24 protein-coding genes and 4 tRNA genes are annotated in these 23,242 nt (G+C 57.9%); 20 read left to right on the forward strand and 8 right to left on the reverse strand.

Annotation, left to right across the window (positions count from 1 at the left end; all coding sequences use genetic code 11):
- Positions 1-3: 3 nt before the first annotated feature.
- Positions 4-873: a sulfurtransferase gene (locus tag MCB86_RS19855; RefSeq protein WP_239611961.1), complete on the reverse strand. Its 870-nt coding sequence runs from the start codon at positions 871-873 to the stop codon at positions 4-6.
- Between the two features lie 146 nt (positions 874-1,019).
- On the opposite strand from MCB86_RS19855, the gene rnd reads away from it, so the two are divergent.
- The 11 genes from rnd (at position 1,020) to MCB86_RS19910 (ending at position 10,405) form a co-directional block, all read left to right on the forward strand.
- The gene (gene rnd, locus MCB86_RS19860; RefSeq protein ID WP_239611962.1) at positions 1,020-2,144 is read left to right on the forward strand and encodes a ribonuclease D; all 1,125 of its coding nucleotides are present in this window, start codon (positions 1,020-1,022) and stop codon (positions 2,142-2,144) included.
- Positions 2,141-2,434: a YcgL domain-containing protein gene (locus MCB86_RS19865; RefSeq protein WP_239611963.1), complete on the forward strand. Its 294-nt coding sequence runs from the start codon at positions 2,141-2,143 to the stop codon at positions 2,432-2,434. Before rnd ends, MCB86_RS19865 begins: the two co-directional genes overlap by 4 nt.
- A 124-nt stretch (positions 2,435-2,558) precedes the next feature.
- Positions 2,559-3,008, forward strand: coding sequence for a YcgN family cysteine cluster protein (locus tag MCB86_RS19870; RefSeq protein ID WP_045161177.1), 450 nt, complete (start codon positions 2,559-2,561; stop codon positions 3,006-3,008).
- Between the two features lie 52 nt (positions 3,009-3,060).
- On the forward strand, positions 3,061-4,287 hold the full coding sequence (locus MCB86_RS19875; protein ID WP_239611964.1) for a hypothetical protein: 1,227 nt from the start codon (positions 3,061-3,063) through the stop codon (positions 4,285-4,287).
- Between the two features lie 62 nt (positions 4,288-4,349).
- Positions 4,350-5,354: a low-specificity L-threonine aldolase gene (gene ltaE, locus MCB86_RS19880; protein WP_239611965.1), complete on the forward strand. Its 1,005-nt coding sequence runs from the start codon at positions 4,350-4,352 to the stop codon at positions 5,352-5,354.
- A 179-nt stretch (positions 5,355-5,533) separates the two neighbouring features.
- Positions 5,534-8,158 carry an alanine--tRNA ligase gene (gene alaS, locus MCB86_RS19885; RefSeq protein ID WP_239611966.1) on the forward strand — a complete coding sequence of 875 codons (2,625 nt, stop codon included), beginning with the start codon at positions 5,534-5,536 and terminating at the stop codon, positions 8,156-8,158.
- Between the two features lie 156 nt (positions 8,159-8,314).
- Complete coding sequence (locus MCB86_RS19890) at positions 8,315-9,550, forward strand: aspartate kinase (protein ID WP_045161178.1); 1,236 nt, start codon at positions 8,315-8,317, stop codon at positions 9,548-9,550.
- Between the two features lie 182 nt (positions 9,551-9,732).
- Complete coding sequence (gene csrA / locus MCB86_RS19895) at positions 9,733-9,918, forward strand: carbon storage regulator CsrA (protein WP_003283978.1); 186 nt, start codon at positions 9,733-9,735, stop codon at positions 9,916-9,918.
- Positions 9,919-9,980: 62 nt separating this feature from the next.
- A tRNA-Ser gene (locus MCB86_RS19900) sits at positions 9,981-10,071 on the forward strand.
- A gap of 110 nt (positions 10,072-10,181) precedes the next feature.
- Positions 10,182-10,258, forward strand: a tRNA-Arg gene (locus tag MCB86_RS19905).
- A 70-nt stretch (positions 10,259-10,328) separates the two neighbouring features.
- A tRNA-Arg gene (locus MCB86_RS19910) sits at positions 10,329-10,405 on the forward strand.
- A 46-nt stretch (positions 10,406-10,451) separates the two neighbouring features.
- Here the strand turns inward: MCB86_RS19910 and MCB86_RS19915 are convergent.
- On the reverse strand, positions 10,452-10,940 hold the full coding sequence (locus MCB86_RS19915) for a DUF4124 domain-containing protein (RefSeq protein ID WP_045161327.1): 489 nt from the start codon (positions 10,938-10,940) through the stop codon (positions 10,452-10,454).
- Positions 10,941-11,255: 315 nt separating this feature from the next.
- On the opposite strand from MCB86_RS19915, the gene mgtE reads away from it, so the two are divergent.
- The 4 genes from mgtE to MCB86_RS19935 all read left to right on the forward strand — a co-directional run bounded on the left by mgtE (position 11,256) and on the right by MCB86_RS19935 (position 16,041).
- Complete coding sequence (gene mgtE, locus MCB86_RS19920) at positions 11,256-12,704, forward strand: magnesium transporter (RefSeq protein WP_045161329.1); 1,449 nt, start codon at positions 11,256-11,258, stop codon at positions 12,702-12,704.
- Positions 12,705-12,841: 137 nt separating this feature from the next.
- Positions 12,842-13,090, forward strand: a complete 249-nt coding sequence (locus MCB86_RS19925) for an OadG family transporter subunit (protein ID WP_239611967.1) — start codon at positions 12,842-12,844, stop codon at positions 13,088-13,090.
- Between the two features lie 22 nt (positions 13,091-13,112).
- Entirely contained in the window at positions 13,113-14,894 is a 1,782-nt protein-coding gene (oadA, locus tag MCB86_RS19930) for a sodium-extruding oxaloacetate decarboxylase subunit alpha (RefSeq protein WP_239611968.1), read from the forward strand.
- 10 nt (positions 14,895-14,904) lie between these two features.
- The gene (locus tag MCB86_RS19935) at positions 14,905-16,041 is read left to right on the forward strand and encodes a sodium ion-translocating decarboxylase subunit beta (RefSeq protein WP_045161333.1); all 1,137 of its coding nucleotides are present in this window, start codon (positions 14,905-14,907) and stop codon (positions 16,039-16,041) included.
- A gap of 215 nt (positions 16,042-16,256) precedes the next feature.
- Here the strand turns inward: MCB86_RS19935 and MCB86_RS19940 are convergent, their stop codons facing one another.
- Both MCB86_RS19940 and MCB86_RS23050 read right to left on the reverse strand, forming a co-directional pair.
- Positions 16,257-16,583, reverse strand: coding sequence for an Arc family DNA-binding protein (locus MCB86_RS19940; protein WP_045161334.1), 327 nt, complete (start codon positions 16,581-16,583; stop codon positions 16,257-16,259).
- Between the two features lie 220 nt (positions 16,584-16,803).
- Positions 16,804-16,986: a PA3371 family protein gene (locus MCB86_RS23050; RefSeq protein WP_045161335.1), complete on the reverse strand. Its 183-nt coding sequence runs from the start codon at positions 16,984-16,986 to the stop codon at positions 16,804-16,806.
- A gap of 513 nt (positions 16,987-17,499) precedes the next feature.
- On the opposite strand from MCB86_RS23050, the gene MCB86_RS19945 reads away from it, so the two are divergent.
- Positions 17,500-17,576, forward strand: a tRNA-Arg gene (locus MCB86_RS19945).
- Positions 17,577-17,751: 175 nt separating this feature from the next.
- Here MCB86_RS19945 and MCB86_RS19950 read toward each other — a convergent pair.
- From MCB86_RS19950 to flgA, 4 genes are all read right to left on the reverse strand, one after another.
- Complete coding sequence (locus MCB86_RS19950; protein WP_239611969.1) at positions 17,752-18,501, reverse strand: flagellar brake protein; 750 nt, start codon at positions 18,499-18,501, stop codon at positions 17,752-17,754.
- Positions 18,502-18,574: 73 nt separating this feature from the next.
- Complete coding sequence (locus MCB86_RS19955) at positions 18,575-19,045, reverse strand: flagellar protein FlgN (RefSeq protein ID WP_045161338.1); 471 nt, start codon at positions 19,043-19,045, stop codon at positions 18,575-18,577.
- A gap of 46 nt (positions 19,046-19,091) precedes the next feature.
- Positions 19,092-19,421 (reverse strand): flagellar biosynthesis anti-sigma factor FlgM, encoded by a 330-nt coding sequence (flgM, locus tag MCB86_RS19960; protein ID WP_045161339.1) that lies wholly within the window; start codon positions 19,419-19,421, stop codon positions 19,092-19,094.
- Positions 19,422-19,524: 103 nt separating this feature from the next.
- A complete protein-coding gene (flgA, locus tag MCB86_RS19965; RefSeq protein ID WP_045161340.1) occupies positions 19,525-20,265 on the reverse strand; it encodes a flagellar basal body P-ring formation chaperone FlgA in 741 nt (246 codons plus the stop codon).
- A gap of 95 nt (positions 20,266-20,360) precedes the next feature.
- Between flgA and MCB86_RS19970 the strand changes: the two genes are divergently transcribed.
- From MCB86_RS19970 to flgC, 4 genes are all read left to right on the forward strand, one after another.
- Positions 20,361-21,293 carry a chemotaxis protein CheV gene (locus MCB86_RS19970; protein ID WP_239611970.1) on the forward strand — a complete coding sequence of 311 codons (933 nt, stop codon included), beginning with the start codon at positions 20,361-20,363 and terminating at the stop codon, positions 21,291-21,293.
- Positions 21,289-22,155, forward strand: coding sequence for a protein-glutamate O-methyltransferase CheR (cheR, locus tag MCB86_RS19975; RefSeq protein ID WP_196298646.1), 867 nt, complete (start codon positions 21,289-21,291; stop codon positions 22,153-22,155). Before MCB86_RS19970 ends, cheR begins: the two co-directional genes overlap by 5 nt.
- Positions 22,156-22,368: 213 nt before the next feature.
- A complete protein-coding gene (gene flgB, locus MCB86_RS19980; protein ID WP_239611971.1) occupies positions 22,369-22,773 on the forward strand; it encodes a flagellar basal body rod protein FlgB in 405 nt (134 codons plus the stop codon).
- 14 nt (positions 22,774-22,787) lie between these two features.
- Entirely contained in the window at positions 22,788-23,231 is a 444-nt protein-coding gene (flgC, locus tag MCB86_RS19985; protein WP_045161344.1) for a flagellar basal body rod protein FlgC, read from the forward strand.
- The last annotated feature ends 11 nt before the right edge of the window (positions 23,232-23,242 follow it).

Raw genomic sequence — 23,242 nt, forward strand, 5'->3', positions numbered from 1 at the left:
TATTTAGTCATGTTTTTGTCGGTGCGATGAAGCGACAGGTCGACCTGGATCTGTAATCCACTCGCTCCACGAGCCAGAATAAAGTTTGCCCAGTGGATAGCCGGCGAGGCACAGCGCAAACAGATTATGGCAGGCCGTTACGCCAGATCCGCAGTAGGCCACCAGCGTATCCGTGGGCCGGTCCGCCAGTTGCTGATCGAATCGCGCGCGCAGCTGCTCTGGCGGAAGAAAACGCCCATTGGCGTCGAGGTTCTCGGTGAATGGCACGCAGCGAGCGCCCGGAATGTGTCCGGCCACTGGGTCGATGGGTTCCTGCTCGCCGAGAAAGCGGGGTAGGGCGCGCGCGTCGAGCAAGGTCAGATCGGGTTGCTCCAGACGTGTGAGCAGTTGTTGCGCATCGATCAGCAGGCTGTCATCCGCACTGCCTTCGAAATCGCTCGGCAAAATGCTGGTCGGGCCGTCAGTTACGGCCCCACCGGCCTCGCACCAGGCCCGGTAACCGCCGTCCAGCAGGTACACGCCGGTGCGCTTGCCCAGCCATGCCAGTAGCCACCAGGCTCTGGCGGCAAAGGCGCCGGGGCCGTCATCGTAGAGCACCACTTCGCTGTCATCAGCCAGACCTGCGGCGCGCAGTCGTGCAGCCAGTTCGTCCGGTTGCGGCAGCGGATGTCGACCGGTCTGACCGGGGACTACCGGGCCCGACAGATCCTTTTCCAGATCGAGAAACACCGCGCCGGGAATATGAGCCTGCTCGTAGCTGTGCCTACCGTAGTCGGGGTCGTCCAGGGCAAAACGGCAGTCGAGGATACGCAGGTTTGGCTGGAACAGGCGTGCGGACAGTTGTTCGCTATCGATCAGTTGAGCAAGCGGCATGGCAGGGCTCCCTTCGGATTGTCGGCAAAACGTTATCACGCGAATCGTCGCGTCCGATGATTGCGCTGCGAATAGCGGGACGCGATATATACTGCGCGCCTCTTCGCCCGCCCGCCGGTCGTATTTCAAACAACAAGGAGGGCCTAGTGGCCATCGAAACTCAATGGGTGCTGGATGATGCACATCTGGCCCGCCTTTGTGCCGAGTGGCGCCAGCTGCCTTATGTAGCGGTGGATACCGAGTTCATGCGGGTCGATACGTTCTATCCGATCGCCGCTCTGCTGCAGGTTGGTGACGGGCGATGTGCCTATTTGATCGACCCATTGCTGATTGCCGATTGGGCAGCGTTTGCCGGTCTGCTGGAAGATCCGCATGTGGTCAAGGTACTGCACGCCTGCAGCGAAGATCTTGAAGTGCTGTGGCGCTTGACTGGCAGCCTGCCAGCACCGTTGTTCGATACACAGCTGGCTGCCGGCTATTTGAATATCGGCTTCTCCATGGGCTATTCGCGTCTGGTGCAGAGTGTGCTCGACATCGAGCTGCCCAAGGGCGAGACGCGCTCCGACTGGCTACAGCGACCGCTGAGCGAAATGCAGGTGCGTTATGCCGCCGAAGATGCGCAGCATCTGGCTGAGCTGTACGAGGCGTTGCTACCGAAGCTGTCCGATGACAAGCGCGCCTGGGTTCTGGAAGACGGTGCCGAATTGGTCGCGAACCTGCAGCGCGAAACCGATCCCGATGAAGCCTACCGTGAGGTCAAGCAGGCCTGGCGACTCAAACCACGGCAGCTTGCTGTATTGCGGGTGCTGGCCGCCTGGCGCGAACGTGAGGCGCGGGCGCGCAATCAGCCGCGTAATCGGGTTTTGCGTGAGCATAGTCTTTGGCCGCTGGCACGTACTCAGCCAGCCGATCTGGTCAGCCTGGCGCGTATTGACGACATGCATCCTCGCACCGTGCGTCAGGATGGTGAAACCTTGCTCGAGCTGATCCGCGCCGCTGCCGCCACGCCTGAGCAAGACTGCCCTGAACCGTTGCCGGAACCATTACCGTTGGAGGCGTCGGGGTTGCTGAAGAAATTACGTGCTGTCGGTCAGCGGGAGGCACAGCTCCTGGATATCGCTCCTGAACTGATGTTGCGCAAGAAGGTGCTTGAAGCCTTGCTGAAAAGCGGATATCCGGATGGCCCCTACGAGCTGCCCGATTCGCTGCGCGGTTGGCGTCGCGAGCGGATGGGCCAAGCCCTTATTGAAGTGCTGGAAGCGAAACCATGAAACGCATCTGCTCCATTTATAGAAGCCCGCGCAAGAGCGAAATGTATCTGTACGTCGAACGCAGCGAGGCGCTGGCACGAGTGCCTGACGCGTTGCTGGCTGCCTTCGGTCCGCCGCAGCATGCCTTTGACATAGTCCTGACACCTGAGCGCAAGCTGGCGCGCGAGGACATCGCGACGGTGCTGGATAACCTGGAAAAGCAGGGCTATCACCTGCAGATGCCACCGCCTGAGGAGGAATACATCGAACATCTGCCCGAGGAGTTGCTACGTCGCAACGACCCGGTGTAGCGCCCGTATGCAAGTGATCGGTCGCGGTACGCGCGGCTGATCGCTTATGGCCCAAGTGCCGTCAGACTTGGCCCGCTGCACGCCAGTGGCTAGACTCGCATCTTTATTCGAGATGGCTATTTTCATGGCGGCAAAAGTCGAACCCTTCTGGAAGCGCAAGACCCTCGCCGAGCTGGACTCGGTCGAGTGGGAATCCCTTTGCGATGGTTGCGGGTTGTGCTGCCTGCAAAAGCTCGAAGACGAAGAGGACGGCAGCGTCTATTACACCCGCGTCGCCTGCAAACTGCTCGATCTGAAAACCTGTCGCTGCACCGACTACCCCAACCGGCGGGCCAGCGTACCCGATTGCGTTCAGCTGAATGCGGAGGACGCTGCCCAGTTCAAGTGGCTGCCGACCACCTGTGGCTATCGGCTCGTGGCCGAAGGCAAAGACCTTCCGCTTTGGCACCATCTGGTGTGTGGTGATCGGGACGCCGTGCATGCCGAGCGCATTTCCCAGTCCGGCCGAATGATCGCCGAGGGCTCCGTCGCGGACGAGGATTGGGAAGACCACCTGATTTTCCGAGCCGGTTGAATCAACCGCTGACCACGTCGTCATAGCAATGCCCCCAACTTGGAGCTGCTCGATGTCCCTCCGTCAGTTACCGCTGTTAGCCGTTCTATTGCTGCTATTCACCGCCCCAGCCCATGCGGCCAGGCAGGTCGATCTGGATTTCGTCGTCAAATTCGTTCCCGAGCAGGACGTTGCCGAGGTCCAGCTGTTGCTCGAGGAGGGCAGCGCCATCAGGCAGCTCGACTTCAACCTTAGTGACGAGGGCCTGTATAGCGATTTCGAAACCGATGCTCAAGGCAGCTGGGAGGAGGCGGGTGGTCGCGGCGTCTGGCAACCGGCTGCCGGCAAGGCGCGGCTGAGCTATCGGGTAAAGGTCAGCCATCAACGTAAAAGTGGCCGCTTCGATGCGCGAATGACGGACGACTGGGCGCTGCTTCGTGGTGATGATCTGATCCCTGCTGGTCGGGTGAGCCAGCAGGATGGGGTCAGGCTGATTTCCCGACTGCGTATCGAGCTGCCCGAGGGTTGGAAGAGCGTCGAGACCGGTTGGCCGCGCATCGGCGAGAATCGCTTCCGTGTTGATAACCGTGAACGTCTTTTTGACCGGCCGACCGGCTGGATACTAGCCGGCAAGCTCGGTAGTCGCCGCGCCAAGCTGGGGGAAACCGACGTCACGGTCGCGGGGCCAGTGGGCGAAGGGCTGCGGCGGATGGATATTCTCACGTTGCTCACCTTCGTCTGGCCGGAGATGCAGAACGTTTTTCCGCGCGATCCCAAGAAGCTGTTGATCGTCGGGGCTGGTGATCCGATGTGGCGGGGTGGGTTGTCCCGGCCGAATTCACTGTTCATGCACGCCGATCGCCCGCTGGTCAGCGAGAACGGAACCAGTTCGTTGGTGCATGAGCTCGTACACGTGTTCAGCCGTATCACCGATGCCGATCGCAGCGACTGGATCACCGAAGGCTTGGCCGAGTACTACGCCATCGAACTGGTTCGTCGTGCCGGTGGCATGAGCGAGGATCGTTACCAGGCGGTTCGGGATCACCTGACCAAGTGGAGTCGCAAGGTGGACAGCCTGCGGACCGAGCGCTCAACTGGCCGGGTTACCGCGAGGGCCGTGCTGCTGCTTCAGGATCTCGACAAGGAAATCCGGCAGCGCAGCAAGAGCCGCCACTCCTTGGACGACGTCGCACGCGGCCTGATGCGTCTCGATAAGGTCACTACCGAGGACTTCATCGCCATCACCGAAACGCTGTTGGGTGGTGGCTCGAAAGTCCTGGATGTTCGTCTGTTGCGTTAGTCGCAAGGGCGCGACGCGTTTCCATCTCCAGTACGGCGGGGGTCATTGATCAAGGGAATTCCATGAGTTTTATCGATCTTCGCAGCGATACGGTTACCCAGCCCACGGCTGGCATGCGTGAAGCCATGCTGAACGCGCCTACCGGAGACGATGTTTACGGCGAAGATCCGACGGTTTGTCGGCTGGAGCAGACGCTGGCGGCGCAACTGGGGCTGAACGCCGGACTGTTCGTGCCCAGCGGGACCATGAGCAACCTGCTGGCGCTCATGTCGCATTGCCAACGTGGCGATGAGTACATCGCCGGACAACTGGCGCATGCCTATAAATACGAGGCTGGTGGCGCCGCGGTGCTCGGCTCGATTCAGCCACAGCCGATCGAGATGGAAGCGGATGGTTCTCTAGACCTGGATCGTGTCGCAGCAGCGATCAAGCCGGACGATTTTCATTTCGCCCGTACCCGCCTGCTGGCGCTGGAAAACACCATGCAGGGCAAAGTTTTGCCCCTTGAATATCTGGCCGAGGCGCGTTCGTTCACGCGCGAGCGGGGGCTTGCCCTGCATCTCGACGGCGCTCGATTGTTCAATGCGGTGGTCAAGCTGGGTTGCTCTGCTGAGGACATCAGCCGTCACTTCGACTCGGTATCGGTGTGCCTTTCAAAGGGGCTTGGTGCCCCGGTCGGCTCGGTGCTTTGCGGCGATGAATCTTTGATTTCCCGGGCACGGCGCTTGCGCAAGATGGTCGGTGGTGGCATGCGTCAGGCGGGCATGCTGGCTGCGGCAGGGCTCTACGCACTGGAGCATCATGTGCAGCGTCTGGTGCACGATCACCAGCGCGCGCAGGCTATCGCCGAAGGGCTGGGTGCGCTGGGTTACGCGGTCGAGCCGGTGCAGACGAACATGGTCTATGTGCAGATGGGTGATCGCGCTGCGGCGCTGAAGGCATTCTGCGCCGAGCGTGGCGTGCTTTTGACTGCGGCACCGCGGCTGCGGATGGTGACGCATCTGGATGTACGGCCCGAGCATGTCGAGCCGATCCTGGAAAGCTTTGCCGCGTTCGCCGGCGCATAGGTCCGAATCGCTATCGAATAGCTTGATTCAATCTTATTTATCCTCTATGCGCGCGGCGTAGGCCCGATATAATGCGGCCCTTTGCCGGCTATCCGTTTGGATAGCTGCGAACCGGCTCCCGGTGCCGCCTCGCCGTGTCGTTTTGCAGCCGTTCGGCCGCAGTCCTCTGGAAGAAATCTATGAAAAGCGCAGAAATCCGTGAAGCCTTCCTCCGCTTCTTCGAAGAGAAGGGTCACACCCGTGTGGCCTCCAGTTCGCTGATTCCGGCGAACGATCCGACTCTGTTGTTCACCAATGCCGGTATGAACCAGTTCAAGGACTGCTTCCTCGGTCTGGAAAAGCGCGCCTATACCCGCGCGGCCACCAGCCAGAAGTGCGTCCGTGCCGGCGGCAAGCACAATGATCTGGAGAACGTCGGTTACACCGCGCGGCATCACACCTTCTTCGAGATGCTCGGTAACTTCAGCTTCGGCGATTATTTCAAGCGCGACGCCATCAGCTATGCGTGGGAATTCCTGACATCCGAGAAGTGGCTGAATCTGCCCAAGGACAAACTGTGGGTCACCGTCTACGCCAGCGATGACGAAGCCTATGACCTCTGGACCCAAGAAGTCGGCGTGCCGGCTGAGCGTATGGTGCGCATCGGTGACAACAAGGGTGCGCCCTACGCGTCGGACAATTTCTGGGCGATGGGCGATACCGGCCCGTGTGGGCCCTGCACCGAAATCTTCTTCGACCATGGCGAGGGTATCTGGGGCGGTCCGCCCGGTTCGCCGGAGGAAGATGGCGACCGCTACATCGAGATCTGGAACAACGTGTTCATGCAGTTCAACCGTACGGCGGACGGCGTCATGCATCCGCTTCCGGCGCCTAGTGTCGACACCGGCATGGGGCTGGAGCGCATCAGCGCGGTGTTGCAGCACGTCAACTCGAACTATGAGATCGATCTTTTCCAGAGCCTGCTCAACGCCTCCGCTCAGGCTATTGGTTGCAGTAATGATGGCCAGGCTTCGCTCAAAGTGGTCGCCGACCACATCCGTTCCTGCGGCTTCCTGATTGCCGATGGCGTGACGCCGTCGAACGAGGGCCGTGGTTACGTGTTGCGACGCATCATTCGTCGCGCCTGCCGCCATGGCAACAAGCTGGGCGCGAAGGGCAGCTTCTTCCACAAAATCGTCCCAGCTCTGGTGGCGGAGATGGGTGATGCCTTCTCTGAGCTGAAAACGCAGCAGGCGCATATCGAGCGCGTACTCAAGACCGAAGAAGAGCAGTTCGCCAAGACCCTTGAGCAAGGGCTGAAGATTCTTGAGCAGGATCTGGCTGAATTGAAAGGCGGCGTCATCCCGGGCGAGGTGATCTTCAAGCTTTACGATACCTACGGCTTCCCGGTCGATCTCACTGGAGATATCGCGCGTGAGCGTGAGCTGACGCTGGATGAGGAAGGCTTCGAGCGTGAAATGGAAGCCCAGCGTGAGCGCGCGCGTTCGGCCAGTGCCTTTGGCATGGACTACAACAGCCTGGTCAAGGTCGAGGGCGAAACACGCTTCACCGGTTATCTAGGAACCTCTGGAAGCGGCAAAGTGCTGGCGCTGTTCAAGGAAGGCATGGCGGTACAGCACCTGTCGGCAGGCGAGGCAGGTGTGGTCGTTCTCGACGAGACGCCGTTCTATGCCGAGTCCGGTGGGCAGATCGGCGATTGTGGCTATCTGTCCGCGGAAGGCCTGCGCTTCGATGTGAGCGACACCAGCAAGGTGGGTGGAGCGTTTCTGCATCACGGCATTCTCGATAGCGGCAGCCTGCACATCGGGGCGACCGTCGACGCCACTGTCGACGCGTCGGTTCGTCAGGCCACTGCGCTGAACCACTCCGCCACGCATCTACTGCATGCGGCATTGCGCCAGATGCTCGGCGACCACGTCACCCAGAAAGGCTCGCTGGTCGACAGCCAGCGGCTACGCTTCGACTTCAGCCATTTCGAGGCGATCAAGCCCGAGCAACTGAAAGCGCTGGAAGACAGGGTCAATGCCGAGATTCGCAGCAACACCGCGGTGGAGATCGAGGAAACCGACATCGAAACGGCCAAGAGCAAGGGTGCCATGGCCCTGTTTGGCGAGAAATACGGCGATCAGGTCCGCGTATTGACCATGGGCGGCGGCTTCTCGGTCGAGCTTTGTGGCGGCACCCACGTCAAACGTACCGGTGACATCGGCCTGTTCAAGATCATCAGCGAGGGCGGCGTAGCTGCTGGCGTGCGACGTATCGAGGCGGTCACCGGCGAGCAGGCCCTGGCGTACTTGAACGGGGCCGAGGAGCAGTTGAAAGAAGCAGCTGCGCTGGTCAAGGGCAGCCGCGAAAACCTACTGGACAAGCTGGGCGCGATGCTCGAACGCAATCGCCAGTTGGAAAAGGAGCTCGAGCAGCTTAAGGCCAAGGCGGCCAGTGCTACCGGCAATGATCTGGCCGGCTCCGCTGTCGACGTCAAAGGCGTGAAAACGCTGGCTGCGCGTGTAGATGGCCTGGATGGCAAGGCGTTGTTGGCGCTGGTCGATCAGTTGAAGAACAAGCTTGGTAGCGGTGTGATTCTTCTCGGCGGTGTGCAGGACGAGAAAGTCGTGCTGGTGGCTGGCGTGACGCAGGATCTCACTGGCCGGGTAAAAGCGGGCGATCTGATGAAACAGGCGGCTGCGGTTGTCGGTGGCAAGGGTGGCGGTCGCCCGGATATGGCGCAAGGCGGCGGCAGCGATGCGGCTCGACTCGACGACGCCCTGGGGCTGGCCCAGGCATTCGTTGAGCAAAGTTTGTAACCAGAGCGGCGACGTGGCCGGTCAGCTTGATCGATTTAGGCAAAGGCCGCGTTGCGATGAATTGCGAGCCGGCAGGCACGCTGACCGGGCGCGTGCATAGCGGTGCTTGGGAAGATTGTTTAATAAGCGCCCGAGATGGGCTTAGGCGGCGATGAAATGGCTTTGATCGTACAGAAGTTTGGAGGTACTTCGGTGGGCTCCGTCGAGCGCATCGAACAAGTGGCGGCGAAGGTCAAGAAGTTCCGTGACAATGGCGACGACATCGTCGTGGTGGTTTCCGCCATGAGTGGTGAAACCAACCGCCTGATCGATCTGGCCAAACAGATCAGCGAGCAGCCCGTTGCTCGTGAATTGGACGTCATGGTCTCGACGGGCGAGCAGGTCACCATCGCCCTGTTGGCGATGGCGCTGATCAAGATCGGCGTGCCGGCGGTGTCTTATACCGGCGGTCAGGTGCGTATCCTCACTGACAGCGCCCATACGAAGGCGCGAATTCTCCAGATCGATTCGCAGCAGATTCACAAGGAGCTCAAGGCGGGCCGTGTCGTCGTGGTCGCCGGTTTTCAGGGCGTTGACGAGGCGGGCAACATCACCACGCTTGGTCGTGGTGGGTCGGATACCACCGGTGTGGCCCTGGCCGCTGCGCTGAAGGCGGACGAATGCCAGATCTATACCGACGTCGACGGGGTCTACACGACCGATCCTCGCGTCGTAGCCAAGGCTCAGCGTCTCGACAAGATCACCTTCGAAGAGATGCTCGAGATGGCGAGCCTCGGTTCAAAGGTGCTGCAGATTCGTGCCGTCGAGTTCGCCGGCAAATACAGCGTGCCGTTGCGTGTGTTGCACAGCTTTCAGGAGGGTCCAGGAACCCTCATTACCCTTGATGAAGAGGAATCCATGGAACAGCCCATCATTTCCGGCATCGCTTTCAATCGTGACGAAGCCAAGCTGACCATTCGTGGCGTACCGGATACCCCCGGGGTAGCCTTCAAGATTCTCGGCCCGATCAGCGCGGCGAACGTCGAAGTCGATATGATCGTGCAGAACGTCGCGCACGATAACACCACGGATTTCACCTTCACCGTCCACCGGAACGACTACCATAACGCGTTGCAAGTCCTTGAAGGCATCGCGCGGGATATGGGTGCACGGGAAGTTATCGGCGATGTGGATATCGCCAAGGTGTCGATAGTCGGCGTTGGCATGCGTTCGCATGCGGGCGTGGCGAGCCGGATGTTCGAGGCGCTGGCGAAGGAAAACATCAACATCCAGATGATCTCCACCTCTGAAATCAAGGTGTCGGTGGTAATCGAGGAAAAATATCTGGAGCTGGCGGTGCGGGCCCTACATACCGCGTTTGAACTGGATGCTCCCGCCGGGAAAGGGGAGTGATTGGCAGAATTGCGACTAATTCGCGCCTTCCGTCGAATTAGATGGGGCAAAAAGGAACTTTAGAGTCGCCCCTACTGGTCAATAGCTGGTGAAAGGCTCTAGGGTCGATGTTTCACGGAACATTATCCGTTTTTATCTTTGCAGACTGTTTACTGAATTGAATCCGTTTTAAGGAGAAAGGAATGCTGATTCTGACTCGCCGGGTCGGAGAGACCCTGATGGTGGGTGACGATGTGACTGTCACTGTGCTGGGTGTCAAAGGAAATCAAGTGCGCATTGGAGTGAATGCACCCAAAGAGGTAGCGGTGCATCGCGAGGAGATTTATCAACGGATCCAGAAAGAAAAAGATCAAGAACCAAGCCATTAATATTTATGTGATTTTTGGCTTTGCAAGCGGGGCGAAGATGGGTATCATGCGCCCCGTGTTGCGGAGAGGTGGCCGAGTGGCCGAAGGCGCTCCCCTGCTAAGGGAGTACATCTCAAAAGGGTGTCGGGGGTTCGAATCCCCCCCTCTCCGCCATTTTGCATAATGGGTTTTTGAGTCGGTTTTAGCGTTGGGATTTGATGGGAAATCATTGAATCAAAGAGCTTGACCAACACATCTACAAACTTATAATGCGCACCCTCAGTGCACTCATAGCTCAGCTGGATAGAGTACTCGGCTACGAACCGAGCGGTCGGAGGTTCGAATCCTCCTGAGTGCACCATATTGCAACGAGCGGCAGTAATGCGGTTCGATGTTGTAACCAGCGGTGATCTGGTTTATCAAGCGCTTATGCACTCATAGCTCAGCTGGATAGAGTACTCGGCTACGAACCGAGCGGTCGGAGGTTCGAATCCTCCTGAGTGCACCAGAATCGAAAAGGGCCTGCAGCAATGCAGGCCCTTTTTCGTATGCGGTCAACGCTTGCCACGAACGCAGCCGTGTTCGTCGAAGCTGATGGTTCGCGTCCGGCCTTTGCCGCTGTAGCGATATTGCACTTGTCCATTGCGGCTGGTGACGGTGTCAGGTGCGCCAAAGGTGCTTTCGACGTCGGCGCGGGTCATGCCGGGGCGGATTTGCTGACTGATCATCGCGCTGCGCCTCGCATTGCCAGTGATACGGTTTCCGCATCCATCGTCCTGCTCTCCCACGACGGTAAGCGATCTTGTTGCTTCCTTCTTGGTGCGCTTGCGTTGCGCCAGTGGCTTGGCCATGGGTACGGCTTTGCCAGAGCTTGGCGTTGGGTTGAGCGCCTCTTGGATCTGAGCGGTTTGATTTGCTGGGCAGCCCTGTTGGCTGAACGTGAGATTGCCTGCTCCATCGACGCAGCGATAGACGTTTGCGGCGAGCAATGGAGTGGCGTCGAAAAGCAGGGCGCAACAGCCCGCGGCGAGTAGCTTGTTCACGGTCGTCCTCCTTGACGATGGGTCGGACCAGCCTAGCTAATAATTTATCGCCTCGCAGTCGTGCCTTCCCGTAACGTGAATGCGTCGACACTGATAACAAGCAATCCTCCGTAAGGCCATGATGCAAGCAATTGTATTGCCTGCATTTGTGGTCTGGCTTAACGGTTGCGATGGTATTATCACGTGGTCCGCCCTTTTGGGCTTCTGGATCCCCCTCATGGACTTGCCCAGTAGTCGTATAAAACTTTCGCTTGCCAATCACGTTTCGAATGATTGATCCCTGGCGCGCTCCGACCGCTGGGGGTGGAGTGCGCCATGACTGAAGTAGAAGCAAAAAAACCGCAAGAAAGTCTCCAGGATCGTCTGGCGCAAGTCGTCGAGCTGCTCCATCGCCACAAGATCGTGGAAGACCTGGCTCATCGTCAGAGCCAGGACGGGCAGCATCAGGCTGTGATCGAAAATCTGGTGCATCGCCAGAACCTTGTCGAGCTGCAGCGCAAGCTGGAAGAGCTGCATCCCGCGGATATTGCGCACATCCTCGAGGCGCTACCGCTCGATGATCGTCTGACGGTATGGCAGTTGGTCAAGTCGGACCGCGATGGCGATATTCTGCTTGAGGTCTCCGATGCGGTGCGCGAAACGCTCATCGCCGACATGGATGATCATGAGCTCCTGGCGGCGGCCAAGGAAATGGACGCCGATGAGCTGGCGGACCTAGCTGCAGAGCTACCTCGCGACGTCGTGCATGAGTTGATGGAAACCCTCGATGCGCAGCAGCGTGAGCGTGTCCGCTCGGCGCTGTCCTACGAAGAGGACCAGGTAGGTGCGCTGATGGACTTCGAGATGGTCACGATCCGCGAGGACGTGAGCCTTGAAGTGGTTCTCCGCTATTTGCGACGCCTGAAGGAATTGCCTGGACATACTGACAAGCTGTTCGTCGTCGATTACGACGGCGTGCTCAAAGGCGTTCTGCCAATCAAGCGCTTGCTGGTCAATGACCCGGAGCGGCACGTCTCTGAAGTCATGGCTAGCGATCCGGTGACATTCCATCCGGACGCGGATGCCTACGAGGCGGCCCAAGCGTTTGAGCGCTATGACTTGGTTTCCACGCCGGTAGTGGACAAGAGCGGCAAGCTCATCGGACGTTTGACCATTGACGAAATGGTCGACCTGATCCGCGAGGAAAGCGAGAGCGAAGTGCTCAACATGGCGGGTCTGCGTGAAGAAGAAGATATCTTCGCATCGGTCTGGAAGTCTTTGCGCAACCGCTGGGCCTGGTTGGCGGTCAATCTGATCACGGCTTTTATAGCCTCGCGGGTAATCGGCCTTTTCGACGGCTCGATCGAGAAGCTGGTCGCGCTAGCTGCATTGATGCCTATAGTGGCCGGCATCGGTGGTAATTCCGGTAACCAGACCATCACGATGATTGTTCGTGCGATGGCGCTGGATCAGATGGGGACCGGTAACAGCGCTCGCTTGCTGCGCAAGGAAGCGGGCGTCGGGATGCTGAATGGCCTGATATGGGGCGGCGTTATCGGCATCGTGGTCTATTGGCTATATGGTAGCTGGTCCCTGGGCGTCGTAATGACTGCAGCGATGACGCTAAACCTGTTGCTGGCGGCCTTGATGGGTGTGCTTATTCCCGTGACGCTGGCTCGGATGGGGCGGGACCCTGCGCTGGGGGCCAGTGTCATGATCACCGCAGTGACCGACAGTGGCGGTTTCTTTATTTTCCTCGGTTTGGCGACTGTTTTTCTGCTCTGATCCCTTCCAACTGCGGCGACTTGGCGTTTGCCTTGCGCCTGTTATTCGGGCTAATGTTCGCGGGTTTCGCTCCGGCGAAGCCCTGAACCCGATGCGAATAACAGGCGGCCCGAGCTGCTGATTGAAAGGGAAACCCGATGACCCCCAGCGAACTCCTGCTCGAAGGTGTCGAACTTATGCTGTTCGGCTTAGGTTCCGTCTTCATCTTCCTCGTTTTGTTGATTGTCTGCATTCGCCTGATGTCTTTTTTGATCAGCCGCTTTGATAGCGCGCCGACAACTCAGCCTGCCTCCATTAAGTCTGCCGCTGTCACGGCTGAAATGGACGCCGACCTTCTTGCAGCCATTCAGGCCGCCATTCATCAGCACCGCGCGCGTCGCGGTTGACTCAGAACAGGGAGTTCCGCTCATGATTTCTGCAAAACAGCCGCTCGGTATAACCGACGTGGTGCTACGTGATGCCCACCAATCCATTCTTGCCACCCGCGTGCGCCTCGAAGACATGTTGCCGATTGCCGGCAAACTCGATCAGGTTGGCTTCTGGTCGGTTGAATCCTGGGGCGGCGCGACCTTCGATGCCTGTATTCGCTATCTTGGTGAGGACCCGTGGGAGCGTATTCGCGAACTGAAGAAAGCGATGCCCAATACCCGCCAGCAGATGCTGTTGCGTGGTCAGAACCTGCTGGGCTATCGGCATTACGCCGATGACGTAGTGGAAAAATTCGTCGAGAGGGCGGCGATCAACGGGGTCGACGTGTTCCGTGTGTTCGACGCGATGAACGATCCGCGCAACCTGGAAACAGCACTACGCGCCGTCAAGCGACAGGGCAAGCATGCCCAGGGCACCATTTCCTATACCACCAGTCCTGTGCATACCCTGGAGATGTGGGTCGATCTGGCCAAGCAGATCGAAGATATGGGCGCGGATTCGGTGGCGATCAAGGATATGGCCGGCATTCTTACGCCGTATACGGCCTATGAGTTGGTCACGCGGCTGAAGGCGAGCCTATCCATTCCGATCCATATGCAATGCCATGCGACGGCGGGCCTGTCGACCGCGGCAATCCTCAAGGCCGTTGAGGCTGGAATCGATAACGTCGATACCGCCATCTCTTCGCTCTCGATGACCTATGGACACTCGCCGACCGAATCAGTGGTAGCGATTTTTCAGGGCACCGAGCGGGACACGGGACTCGATCTGCAGCTTTTGGAAGAGATCGCTGCGTATTTCCGCGAGGTGCGCAAGAAGTACGCCAAATTCGAAGGCACACTGAAGGGGGTCGATTCACGAATTCTTGTGGCGCAGGTGCCAGGTGGCATGCTGACCAACATGGAAGGCCAGTTGAAGGAGCAGGGCGCCCTCGATAAGTTCGATCAGGTCCTGGCGGAAATCCCTCGTGTTCGCGAAGACCTCGGTTTCATCCCGCTGGTAACGCCGACGTCGCAGATCGTCGGCACTCAGGCGGTGATCAACGTGCTGACCGGCGAGCGTTACAAGTCCATTACAAAGGAAACTGCAGGCATCCTAAAGGGCGAGTATGGCGCTGCTCCGGCCCCTTTCAATACCGAACTGCAGCAGCGCGTGCTAGATGGTTCCGAAGTCATCACATGCCGTCCTGCCGATCTACTGCAACCGGAAATGGACAAGCTGACTGCAGAGCTGAAAGGGTTGGCGAAGGACAAAGGCCTTACGCTGGCTAAGGATGAAATTGACGACGTTCTGACATATGCGCTGTTTCCTCAGATTGGTCTCAAGTTTCTCGAGAACCGGGGCAATGCTGCCGCTTTCGAGCCAATGCCAACTGGTAACGAGCAGGCGCCACGCGAGCCTGGCGCCCCCGAGGTCTATACCGTCGAGGTCAATGGCCGGTCGTTCGTCGTGCAGGTCAACGAAGGCGGCGACATCGAAGGGCTCAAGCCGCTCGGTGATATGCCGGGCGCGACGTCCGCAGCCGTTTCCGCGCCTGCCGCTGGCGCTGGCGAGCCTCAACCCGCACCGCTGGCTGGCAATATCTTCAAGGTGCTCGTACAGCCCGGTCAGTTGGTGCAGGAGGGCGATCTCGTGATCATCCTCGAAGCCATGAAAATGGAAACTGAAATCCGTGCATTCAAGGCCGGCACCATCTCCGGTGTGAACGTCAAGGTCGGCGATGCGGTGTCCGTAGGCGACAGCCTGCTGACCATCGCTTAAGGAGTGCTGCATGGATAAGTTGCTCAAGCTATGGCACAGCACCGGCTTGTATCACCTGGAGCCCGGTCAGCTGCTGATGATCGTGGTGTGCCTGGCATTGATCTATCTGGCGATTCGCAAAGGGTTCGAGCCTTTGCTGCTGATCCCGATCGGGTTTGGTGGCGTGCTTGCCAACATTCCGGTCGCCAACATGGCCGAGGGTGCCGGCATTCTTCATCTGTTCTACGAAGTCGGTCTGCCGACCAGCGTGTTTCCGTTGTTGATTTTCATGGGTGTGGGAGCAATGACCGACTTCGGTCCGATGCTCGCCAATCCCAAGACCTTGTTGCTCGGTGCGGCGGCGCAGTTCGGTATCTTCGCCACCTTGCTCGGTGCCTTGGCGCTGGCGGCGATGGGGGTTCCGGGCATGGAGTTCACCCTGCGCGAGGCGGCTTCAATCGCTATCATCGGGGGGGCTGACGGCCCGACATCGATCTTCGTCACTGCGAAGCTCGCGCCGCATCTGTTGGGCCCAATCGCCGTGGCGGCCTACTCCTACATGGCGCTGGTCCCGTTGATTCAGCCGCCCATCATGCGTGCGCTGACAACTAAGGAGGAGCGCGCCATCGTCATGACGCAGCTGCGTCATGTCGGGCAGGCGGAAAAAATAGTCTTCCCGCTCATGCTTGCTTTGATGGTTGGCTTTTTGCTGCCCGATGCAGCTCCGCTAGTGGGCATGTTTGCCTTTGGTAACCTGTTGCGTGAGTGCGGCGTGGTCGATCGCCTGGCTGATACTTCGCGCAATGCCTTGATCAACATCGTTACCATCGCGCTGGGACTGACGGTTGGGTCCAAGTTGTCGGCCGAAGCCTTTCTACAGCTAAAGACGCTTGGGATTCTATTGCTCGGAATGCTCGCCTTTTGCGGCGGCACTGCAGCAGGCGTGCTGATGGCCAAGATGATGAACATGTTCAGTACGAACAAGATCAATCCTCTGATTGGGTCGGCAGGCGTATCGGCCGTGCCGATGGCTGCACGGGTGTCGAATAAGGTAGGACTCGAGGCAAATCCTCAGAACTTCCTGCTCATGCATGCCATGGGGCCTAACGTGGCGGGCGTGATTGGCTCGGCAGTTGCGGCAGGAATATTGCTGAGTTTTGTAGGCTAGACAGCGGCCGCTTCGCTGGTCGCGCTAAAGAATAAGGCCCTGTATCGATGAGATGCAGGGCATTTTTTTTGCGGATGCGTAGATGTCGCTCGGTCAGTATCGGATGGAACGAAGTAGCCAGAAAGTTGGATAGGATGATCACCGGCAAGAATGGCAAACGACAACGCCCCGGCTGAACCGAGGCGTTTGGACCCTTCCGCAGGCTACCGGTATTGTCAGCCTTCGTCTTTTGCGGCTTCGGTATCTTGTGCAATCAGGGAAATCAGGGCGTTCTGCTGTCGGTGGGCGAGTTGGCGGAAGCGCTGAAGGAGTTCACGCTCGTGAAGCGTCAGTTCCGGGCTATCTAGGCGCATAGCCGAATCATCGTCAAGTGCGCCTTCCTGGAGAAGGCTTTGCTCCAGACGGGCGATGATCTCAGAGTTCATGCTGCGATGATGATTGCGCGCAACCTCGGCGATACGCTCGCGCATCCCGTCTGGTAGCCGAACCACGAATTTGTCAGCCGTGCGGCTGGAATAAACTGCCTGCTTCATAGGGCGCATAGTAAACCGGTTAGTCAGGTGGGCGATGGTGGCTTATTGCCGTTCTAGTCACCGGTCTGACACCAAACAGCGGTTGCTGTTCCACGACCTAGGAAAAAGATGCTAGACGACTTAATGACGTCAATTATACGACGACAAAATGAACAGTAAAGGTTTTGGGTGGTGGCCAATAGCCTTTACTGTGATCTACCGCTGATCTGGCCCTTTAAAACCGTTCATCCTAGCGTAGGACGGGGTCGAACTTGATCCGCCGACCGAGGGCTAGGGATATGACGAAAAGCGTCCCGAAAAGGACGGTACCGCAGTCGACAAGCGTATCCCAAAGTCCCGGGAGGCTAGCCCCTATGCTCAAAACACCGCAAGCAACGCCGAGTAAAAGGAACAAGCAACCATAGACAGACATTTTTTATCTCCGTGTGGAACCTGTGGCGATTAAAACTTATCTCTTAAAAGACCCAGCGTTGCGGCTGCACAGGCTTGCTTACTTCCTGGCTGATGGTCTGCGCCGGGGCTGACAGCCTTGGTGTGGTTAGTGCGCTGGGTTGTGGTAGTGCGGCTGGAAAGCGATCCGGGCCTGGCATTTCTTGCATCGAAGTGATAGCAGCCAGAACCGCGGTGCTGAACAGAAAGGCTGGGCGTAGCATCGGCGTCTCCTTCGCATAAATGGTCTGGATGACTTAAGCATTCGCCGTGCCAGGATTTGCTCACAAAAAACTGTGTTATTTCAATGGCTTACGGTTCATCAATAAGCCGATCTCATGCGCTTTGCATGATGCGGTCAAATACTGTCGTGCAGATTGCAATGACCGAGTGGGGGTGAATTTGTATTCGGTATTTTGATGTCTGGTTGATGCCATGGGTGCCGCAGCAAGCATGACAAACGAGCCAAGGCCCGCTAACATGCTGCCCGCCATGCGTCCCAGTAGCTCAATTGGATAGAGCATCCCCCTCCTAAGGGGAAGGTTGTGAGTTCGAACCTCGCCTGGGACGCCAGTTTTTTCGCATGCGTGAAACGACGGTCAGTGCCGTATGGCAGCCGCTAGGGCTGGAGAGGACAAGGTGCAAGGCGCCGAGGCTGTACGCCGGCTCGGCTTGTCGGGATAGCGAGGCGCTTGTTGCGGTTGTTTCGTTGTGCTGCATGTTCAGCGATAGCGCGCGGAAATCTACTTCAGCTAAAACGGTCGCTTGCCTGGTCTCGTCGTGCTTCGCGTTGGAGCTGGTAGACGAATCGCTCGATCTGTCGCTGCGTCAGGCCACTGATGCGATAGAAGCGCATCCCACAGAAGGTCAAGTCCAGCTTCTCATCAAAAATAACGTGGCGTAGCTCGGCTGCGGTTGTGATGGTGCCGAAGGGCAATTTGGCGGAAAGTTGCTCATATACCCGACCCGCTTGGAGACCGTGCTGTACGTCGCCCTGGAAGCTCAGCTTGCAGCCGGTGGCCGACATGTCCAGCACTTTGCCTTCCAGGGGTTTTTTGATTGATTTACCGCTTAGTTCGACGGCGATAGGCTGCCCGCTCAATTGGGCTCGGTAAGCGTTACGCCGCTGATGATAAATGATCTGGCCGGGCAGCGGAGTCCAGTAGCAGCGTGCGTCGTCCAGTTCGCCAAGGCGCACGGCGTGCTCGTTATTCCAGGCGACGCGTACACCCTCGTAGTAGCCCTCGATCTGGAACGGCTCTCCGGCGGTCATCATTCTCTCACCGTCGTTCGGAATGAGTTCGTCTAAGGCAATCCAACCCTTTTCGCGGTTTATCTCGATCAGATAGGTCTGATAGCGCTGATTGCGTTCGGTGAAGCGAACCAATAACGGGATGCGGTTTTCCAGCAGCAATCGCAGGTTCGCATGGACCTCAACTGCGGTCTTAAGTATTTGAGGAGGCTGGGGACCTTCATCCTCAGCGAAGGGATTAGACACTTAGCTCTGCTCTCCGGCATGTAACGACGTCGGCTGCATGATAGCACTTTGCCTTTATCGGGCTGCGTGTGTTTCAAGCCTGGCTGAGCGGACGATGATTGGCGCTCCTGGCAGCAGCGCCGCGACGGTCGTAAAGGTCGGGTGCCTGGTTGGTGCCCTGCAGCACCTTCAGCATGCTTCCCACTGCATTCTGATTGGCGCGGATCAGCTTACCGTTGCGCTCGTTGGCGTTTCGGCAGGCTTCAAGAATTCCGTCGAGTTGCTCTGCCTGATCGACAATGTCCGTGCCGAGTGCCGAACTTGCGGCAAATGCCAACAGACCGCTCCTGTCGGCGCTTAGCTGTGCCGTGGCTAGCGTCTGGCTGCGAAGGGCACCATGTTGATTCAGTAGCGCAAGCAGCGCTTGTTTCTGTGTGAGCAGCTGTTCGAGCCTTGAGAGGTCGCGTTCAGCGAGCGCCTGGTATTCTGCATCGGTGAGCTCAAGAAGCTTCCGGGCGGTGCCGATATCTTCGACGAGCTGCTGAAGCAATTCAGTGTCTTGCATAGTGGCCTCTAACGCGTTGACGCTTGGCTACCTTAACTGCCAAAACTCAACGCTGGCTTTCGAACGCCAGTAGCTTCGATGCTACTCGCTGACTATCTACCTGATAACTGCCATCGGCGATGGCCTGCTTGATCTGAGCTACACGTTCTTGGTCAACGACGGGCTGCTGATTCAGTTTCTCCGACGTCTGCTGAAGGCGCTGTGCTTCGGGACTCAGCTGGACGCTTTCGCCGGATACCGATGCGCTGCCAGTACTCTTCGCTGCATCGGTAGGCGTTTGCTGAACTCCGGGGCGTTCGGTGTTTTGGACGTTGGGGCTGCGTCCGCTAGTGGGTGAATTGACGGCGCTGTTGGGCCGGTTGAAATCGATAGCCATGATCGAAACCTCGAATAAGTCAGGACGCTTGCCTGCTTTTCGGCAATGCCTCAGAAAACTTTAGCTTTTTTTGCAGATGGCGGCGGCGTCGATCTCATCTCCGCTACATATCAACTTCCACCTGGCCGGGACCGACGACGCGGGCCTTGATCGTTCGCCCGGATCGCTGGTTTTTGACCCGAATCTGGGTACCGAGTGCGCCATCGGACAATGCTTCTCCAGGCATTCTCACATTTATCGTTGAATTTTTCGCGCTGATTACTACCTGATCGCCTTTACGAACGACCTCGGCAGCAGAAATGTACGTAGGGGCAAGCACCTGGTCCGGGAGGGCACTACGGGTGATCTTGTTGCCCAGCACCTGATCGAATGCTGTCAAGTAGCCTTGAGTCAGTACGCTGACGTCACGCTCGGCAAGTGCAACATCGGCCTGTTCCACAACGCTCTCACGGGCCAGCGGGCGCCGGGCGACAATAACCTCGCGGAACAAATGGACCTGTGCCGGGACGAAAACGGACCAGGGGGCGGCACCTTCGCAACTGACTCGCAATGTGGTGCGGCCGATCGGCTGCGCGGGGCTTTCGAGCTTGACCGTCAGAGGACGATCACAGGCCGCCAGGCGCAGGCGTGGATCGAGCCTGTTGATCTCGATCTCGTGGCGCGCTCGAATTTGGCTACGCTGCAAATAGTCGGTTACTTCCCGCTCAAGAAATTCGCGGGTCGCGTCGATAAGCTGTTCAGGTCGTGTCACGCTCGCTGAGACAGCAAACTGGCTCAGCCCGCATAAAACCGATAGCAGGATCGCTCGGAAAAGCGTATTGCATGGACGCCGGAAAAAAGTCATCTGTTTGCTCATGACATGAGAGAAGCAAGGGACGTGCCGTTAGTCCAAGCTTTCATGGCATCTGAACGTCCATTTGCGCGCAAGAGGAAACTGGCATGGCCGGTGTATTGGATTCGGTTAACCAGCGTACCCAGCTGGTCGGGCAAAATCGCCTGGAGCTGCTGCTATTCCGTCTGGATGACAAGCAGCTCTATGGCATCAACGTATTCAAGGTCAAAGAGGTCCTGCAGTGCCCTCGGTTGACCGTCATGCCTCGGTCGAGTCCAGTCGTTCGTGGAGTCGCAAACATACGGGGCAATACGCTATCGATCCTCGATCTGTCCCTGGCCACCGGAAAACCGGCGCTACAGGATCTATCCAATAGCTTCGCCATCATTGTCGAGTACAACACCAAAGTGCTTGGCTTTCTGGTGCGTTCCGTCGAACGGATCGTCAACATGAACTGGGAGGCTATCCTGCCGCCTCCGAAGGGTGTTGGGCATGATCATTATTTGACAGCCGTGACCCACGTGGACGGTCAGATGGTCGAGATCATCGATGTCGAAAAGGTCCTGGCCGAGGTCGCGCCTGTATCCGAGCAACTGTCGGTAGGCATTGCGGATAAGGAAACCAGTAGCAAGGCGTCCGTTAGCCGGGTTCTGGTCGTCGATGATTCTTCTGTTGCGCGAAAACAGATTATTCGTTGTCTACAGAATCTGGGAATCGAGGTAGTGGCGCAGAACGACGGTCGTCAGGCGTTGACCTATCTGAGAAAGCTCGTTGAGGGCGGTAAGAAGCCATCCAAGGAATTCGTGATGATGATTTCCGACATCGAGATGCCGGAGATGGATGGCTACACGCTGACGACCGAGGTGCGGCAGGATCCGTCTATGCGTGATATGCATATTCTGCTGCATACTTCGCTTTCCGGCGTGTTCAACCAGAGCATGGTCAAGCGAGTCGGTGCAGATGATTTTCTTGCCAAATTTCAGGCGGACGATCTGGCCAATCGAGTGATAGAACGGATCCGGACTACGGATAACAATTGAGGCATCGTCCTCTCAATACGACTGGTGGGCATTATTAGTGTCAGGTGATCCGGATTTTGATCAGTTCCGAGTATTCCTAGAGAAGACTTGCGGCATCCTGCTCGGCGGAAATAAGCAGTATCTAGTATCCAGCAGGCTGAATAAGTTGATGGAGCAGCAAGGGCTCAAGAGTCTGGGAGAGCTGGTCAGGAAGATTCAGGCCCAGCCACGTAGCGGTTTGCGCGAGCAGGTCGTGGATGCGATGACGACCAACGAAACGCTATGGTTTCGCGACACCTATCCGTTCGAGGTGCTCAAAAACCGTATTCTGTCCGAGTTGCTGAAAGGCGCTCCAGGTCAGCGCTTGCGGATATGGTCAGCGGCCTGTTCATCGGGGCAGGAGCCTTACTCGTTGTCGATGTCCATCGATGAATATGAGCGCAGCAGTCCTAGCCAACCGAAGCCTGCGGTACAAATAGTGGCCACCGAATTGTCGGGGGCCATGCTTGCCGCATCCAAAGCGGCAGAATATGACAGCCTTGCTATTGCTCGAGGCTTATCAAGCGAGCGGCTGCAGCGCTATTTTGATGTCAAGACGCCTGGGCGCTGGGTGGTCAAGCCTGCTATTCGCAGCCGCGTCGAGTTTCGTGTACAGAACCTGCTCGACAGTTACGCAGTTCTGGGAAAATTCGACGTGGTGTTCTGTCGCAACGTCCTCATTTATTTTTCCGCCGATGTGAAGAAGGACATTCTCAAGCGTATCCACGCGACTTTGAAACCAGGCGGCTACCTGTTCCTGGGGGCATCCGAGGCGCTGAACGGCTTGCCCGAGCTGTACCAGATGATTCAGTGCAGCCCAGGCATCATCTATAAAGCGAAGTAGTGCTCCAGTCGCCTAGCGACTGCGCGACGACGCGGCAGAAATCTGTCGGTTACGAGTGACTAAGCGGCAAAAGCCTGGAAAGGGCTTGCCGCTTTTGACGCATTGCTTGTAACGGCCTCAAGTAAACTCCTTATAAATCAATAGATTGAGTATGTGGCACGGCCTTTGCTGGTGGTTTGCTAAGCAGACTTGTATCCGGCAGAGGGCCAGATCATGAGCATCAGTTTCGATAAAGCACTGGGAATCCACGAAAAGGCGCTCGGCTTTCGCGCGCAGCGTGCCGAGGTGTTGGCCAACAATATCGCCAACGCCGATACGCCGAATTACAAAGCACGCGACCTAGACTTCAGCGCCGTCCTCGCCGCACAGAACAGTAAAAATCAGGGTGGGTTTGTGGTCGCCGTTACCAGCAGCAAGCATATCGCTGCCGAAGGTATGGAGATTGCTGATCCGGGGCTGCGATTCCGCACACCTGCTCACGCATCGCTGGACCAGAACACCGTCGATGCACAGATCGAGCAGGCCGCTTACGCCGAGAATGCCATCGATTTTCAAGCCAGCTTCACCTTGCTTAACGGTAAGTTCAGGGGGCTTATGAGCGCCCTGCGCGGCGAATAAAAGGAGCGAAACCTATGTCCCTTAGCAGCGTATTCAATATTGCCGGCAGCGGCATGAGCGCCCAGAGCACTCGCCTTAACACTATTTCCAGCAATATCGCCAACGCCGAGACGGTGTCGTCCAGTGTCGACCAGACCTATCGTGCGCGTCATCCGGTATTCGCCACCCTGTTGCAGCAGGCCAACGGCTCGCCAAGTGAGTCGTTGTTCTCCGAGCAGGACCAGGCTGGTGCCGGTGTTCAGGTGCTCGGTGTGGTGGAAGACCAGAGTGAGCTGCAGGCGCGCTACGAACCCAACCATCCGGCGGCGAACGAGGAAGGCTATGTCTACTACCCGAACGTCAACGTGGTGGAAGAAATGGCCGACATGATTTCGGCCAGTCGCTCGTTCCAGACCAATGCCGAGCTGATGAACACGGCCAAGACCATGCTGCAGAAAGTACTGACCCTGGGCCAGTAACCCTTACGAGA

This window comes from Pseudomonas sp. KSR10, from assembly GCF_022355455.1.
Classification (GTDB): Bacteria; Pseudomonadota; Gammaproteobacteria; order Pseudomonadales; family Pseudomonadaceae; genus Stutzerimonas; species Stutzerimonas stutzeri_E.

Coding starts and splice junctions, on each gene's coding strand:
- MCB86_RS19855 (WP_239611961.1), bottom strand. CDS start 873: ATGCCGCTTGCTCAACTGATCGATAGCGAACAACTGTCCGCACGCCTG.
- MCB86_RS19865 (WP_239611963.1), top strand. CDS start 2,141: ATGAAACGCATCTGCTCCATTTATAGAAGCCCGCGCAAGAGCGAAATG.
- MCB86_RS19870 (WP_045161177.1), top strand. CDS start 2,559: ATGGCGGCAAAAGTCGAACCCTTCTGGAAGCGCAAGACCCTCGCCGAG.
- MCB86_RS19875 (WP_239611964.1), top strand. CDS start 3,061: ATGTCCCTCCGTCAGTTACCGCTGTTAGCCGTTCTATTGCTGCTATTC.
- ltaE (WP_239611965.1), top strand. CDS start 4,350: ATGAGTTTTATCGATCTTCGCAGCGATACGGTTACCCAGCCCACGGCT.
- alaS (WP_239611966.1), top strand. CDS start 5,534: ATGAAAAGCGCAGAAATCCGTGAAGCCTTCCTCCGCTTCTTCGAAGAG.
- MCB86_RS19890 (WP_045161178.1), top strand. CDS start 8,315: ATGGCTTTGATCGTACAGAAGTTTGGAGGTACTTCGGTGGGCTCCGTC.
- csrA (WP_003283978.1), top strand. CDS start 9,733: ATGCTGATTCTGACTCGCCGGGTCGGAGAGACCCTGATGGTGGGTGAC.
- mgtE (WP_045161329.1), top strand. CDS start 11,256: ATGACTGAAGTAGAAGCAAAAAAACCGCAAGAAAGTCTCCAGGATCGT.
- MCB86_RS19925 (WP_239611967.1), top strand. CDS start 12,842: ATGACCCCCAGCGAACTCCTGCTCGAAGGTGTCGAACTTATGCTGTTC.
- oadA (WP_239611968.1), top strand. CDS start 13,113: ATGATTTCTGCAAAACAGCCGCTCGGTATAACCGACGTGGTGCTACGT.
- MCB86_RS19935 (WP_045161333.1), top strand. CDS start 14,905: ATGGATAAGTTGCTCAAGCTATGGCACAGCACCGGCTTGTATCACCTG.
- MCB86_RS19940 (WP_045161334.1), bottom strand. CDS start 16,583: ATGCGCCCTATGAAGCAGGCAGTTTATTCCAGCCGCACGGCTGACAAA.
- MCB86_RS23050 (WP_045161335.1), bottom strand. CDS start 16,986: ATGTCTGTCTATGGTTGCTTGTTCCTTTTACTCGGCGTTGCTTGCGGT.
- MCB86_RS19955 (WP_045161338.1), bottom strand. CDS start 19,045: ATGCAAGACACTGAATTGCTTCAGCAGCTCGTCGAAGATATCGGCACC.
- flgM (WP_045161339.1), bottom strand. CDS start 19,421: ATGGCTATCGATTTCAACCGGCCCAACAGCGCCGTCAATTCACCCACT.
- flgA (WP_045161340.1), bottom strand. CDS start 20,265: ATGACTTTTTTCCGGCGTCCATGCAATACGCTTTTCCGAGCGATCCTG.
- MCB86_RS19970 (WP_239611970.1), top strand. CDS start 20,361: ATGGCCGGTGTATTGGATTCGGTTAACCAGCGTACCCAGCTGGTCGGG.
- flgB (WP_239611971.1), top strand. CDS start 22,369: ATGAGCATCAGTTTCGATAAAGCACTGGGAATCCACGAAAAGGCGCTC.
- flgC (WP_045161344.1), top strand. CDS start 22,788: ATGTCCCTTAGCAGCGTATTCAATATTGCCGGCAGCGGCATGAGCGCC.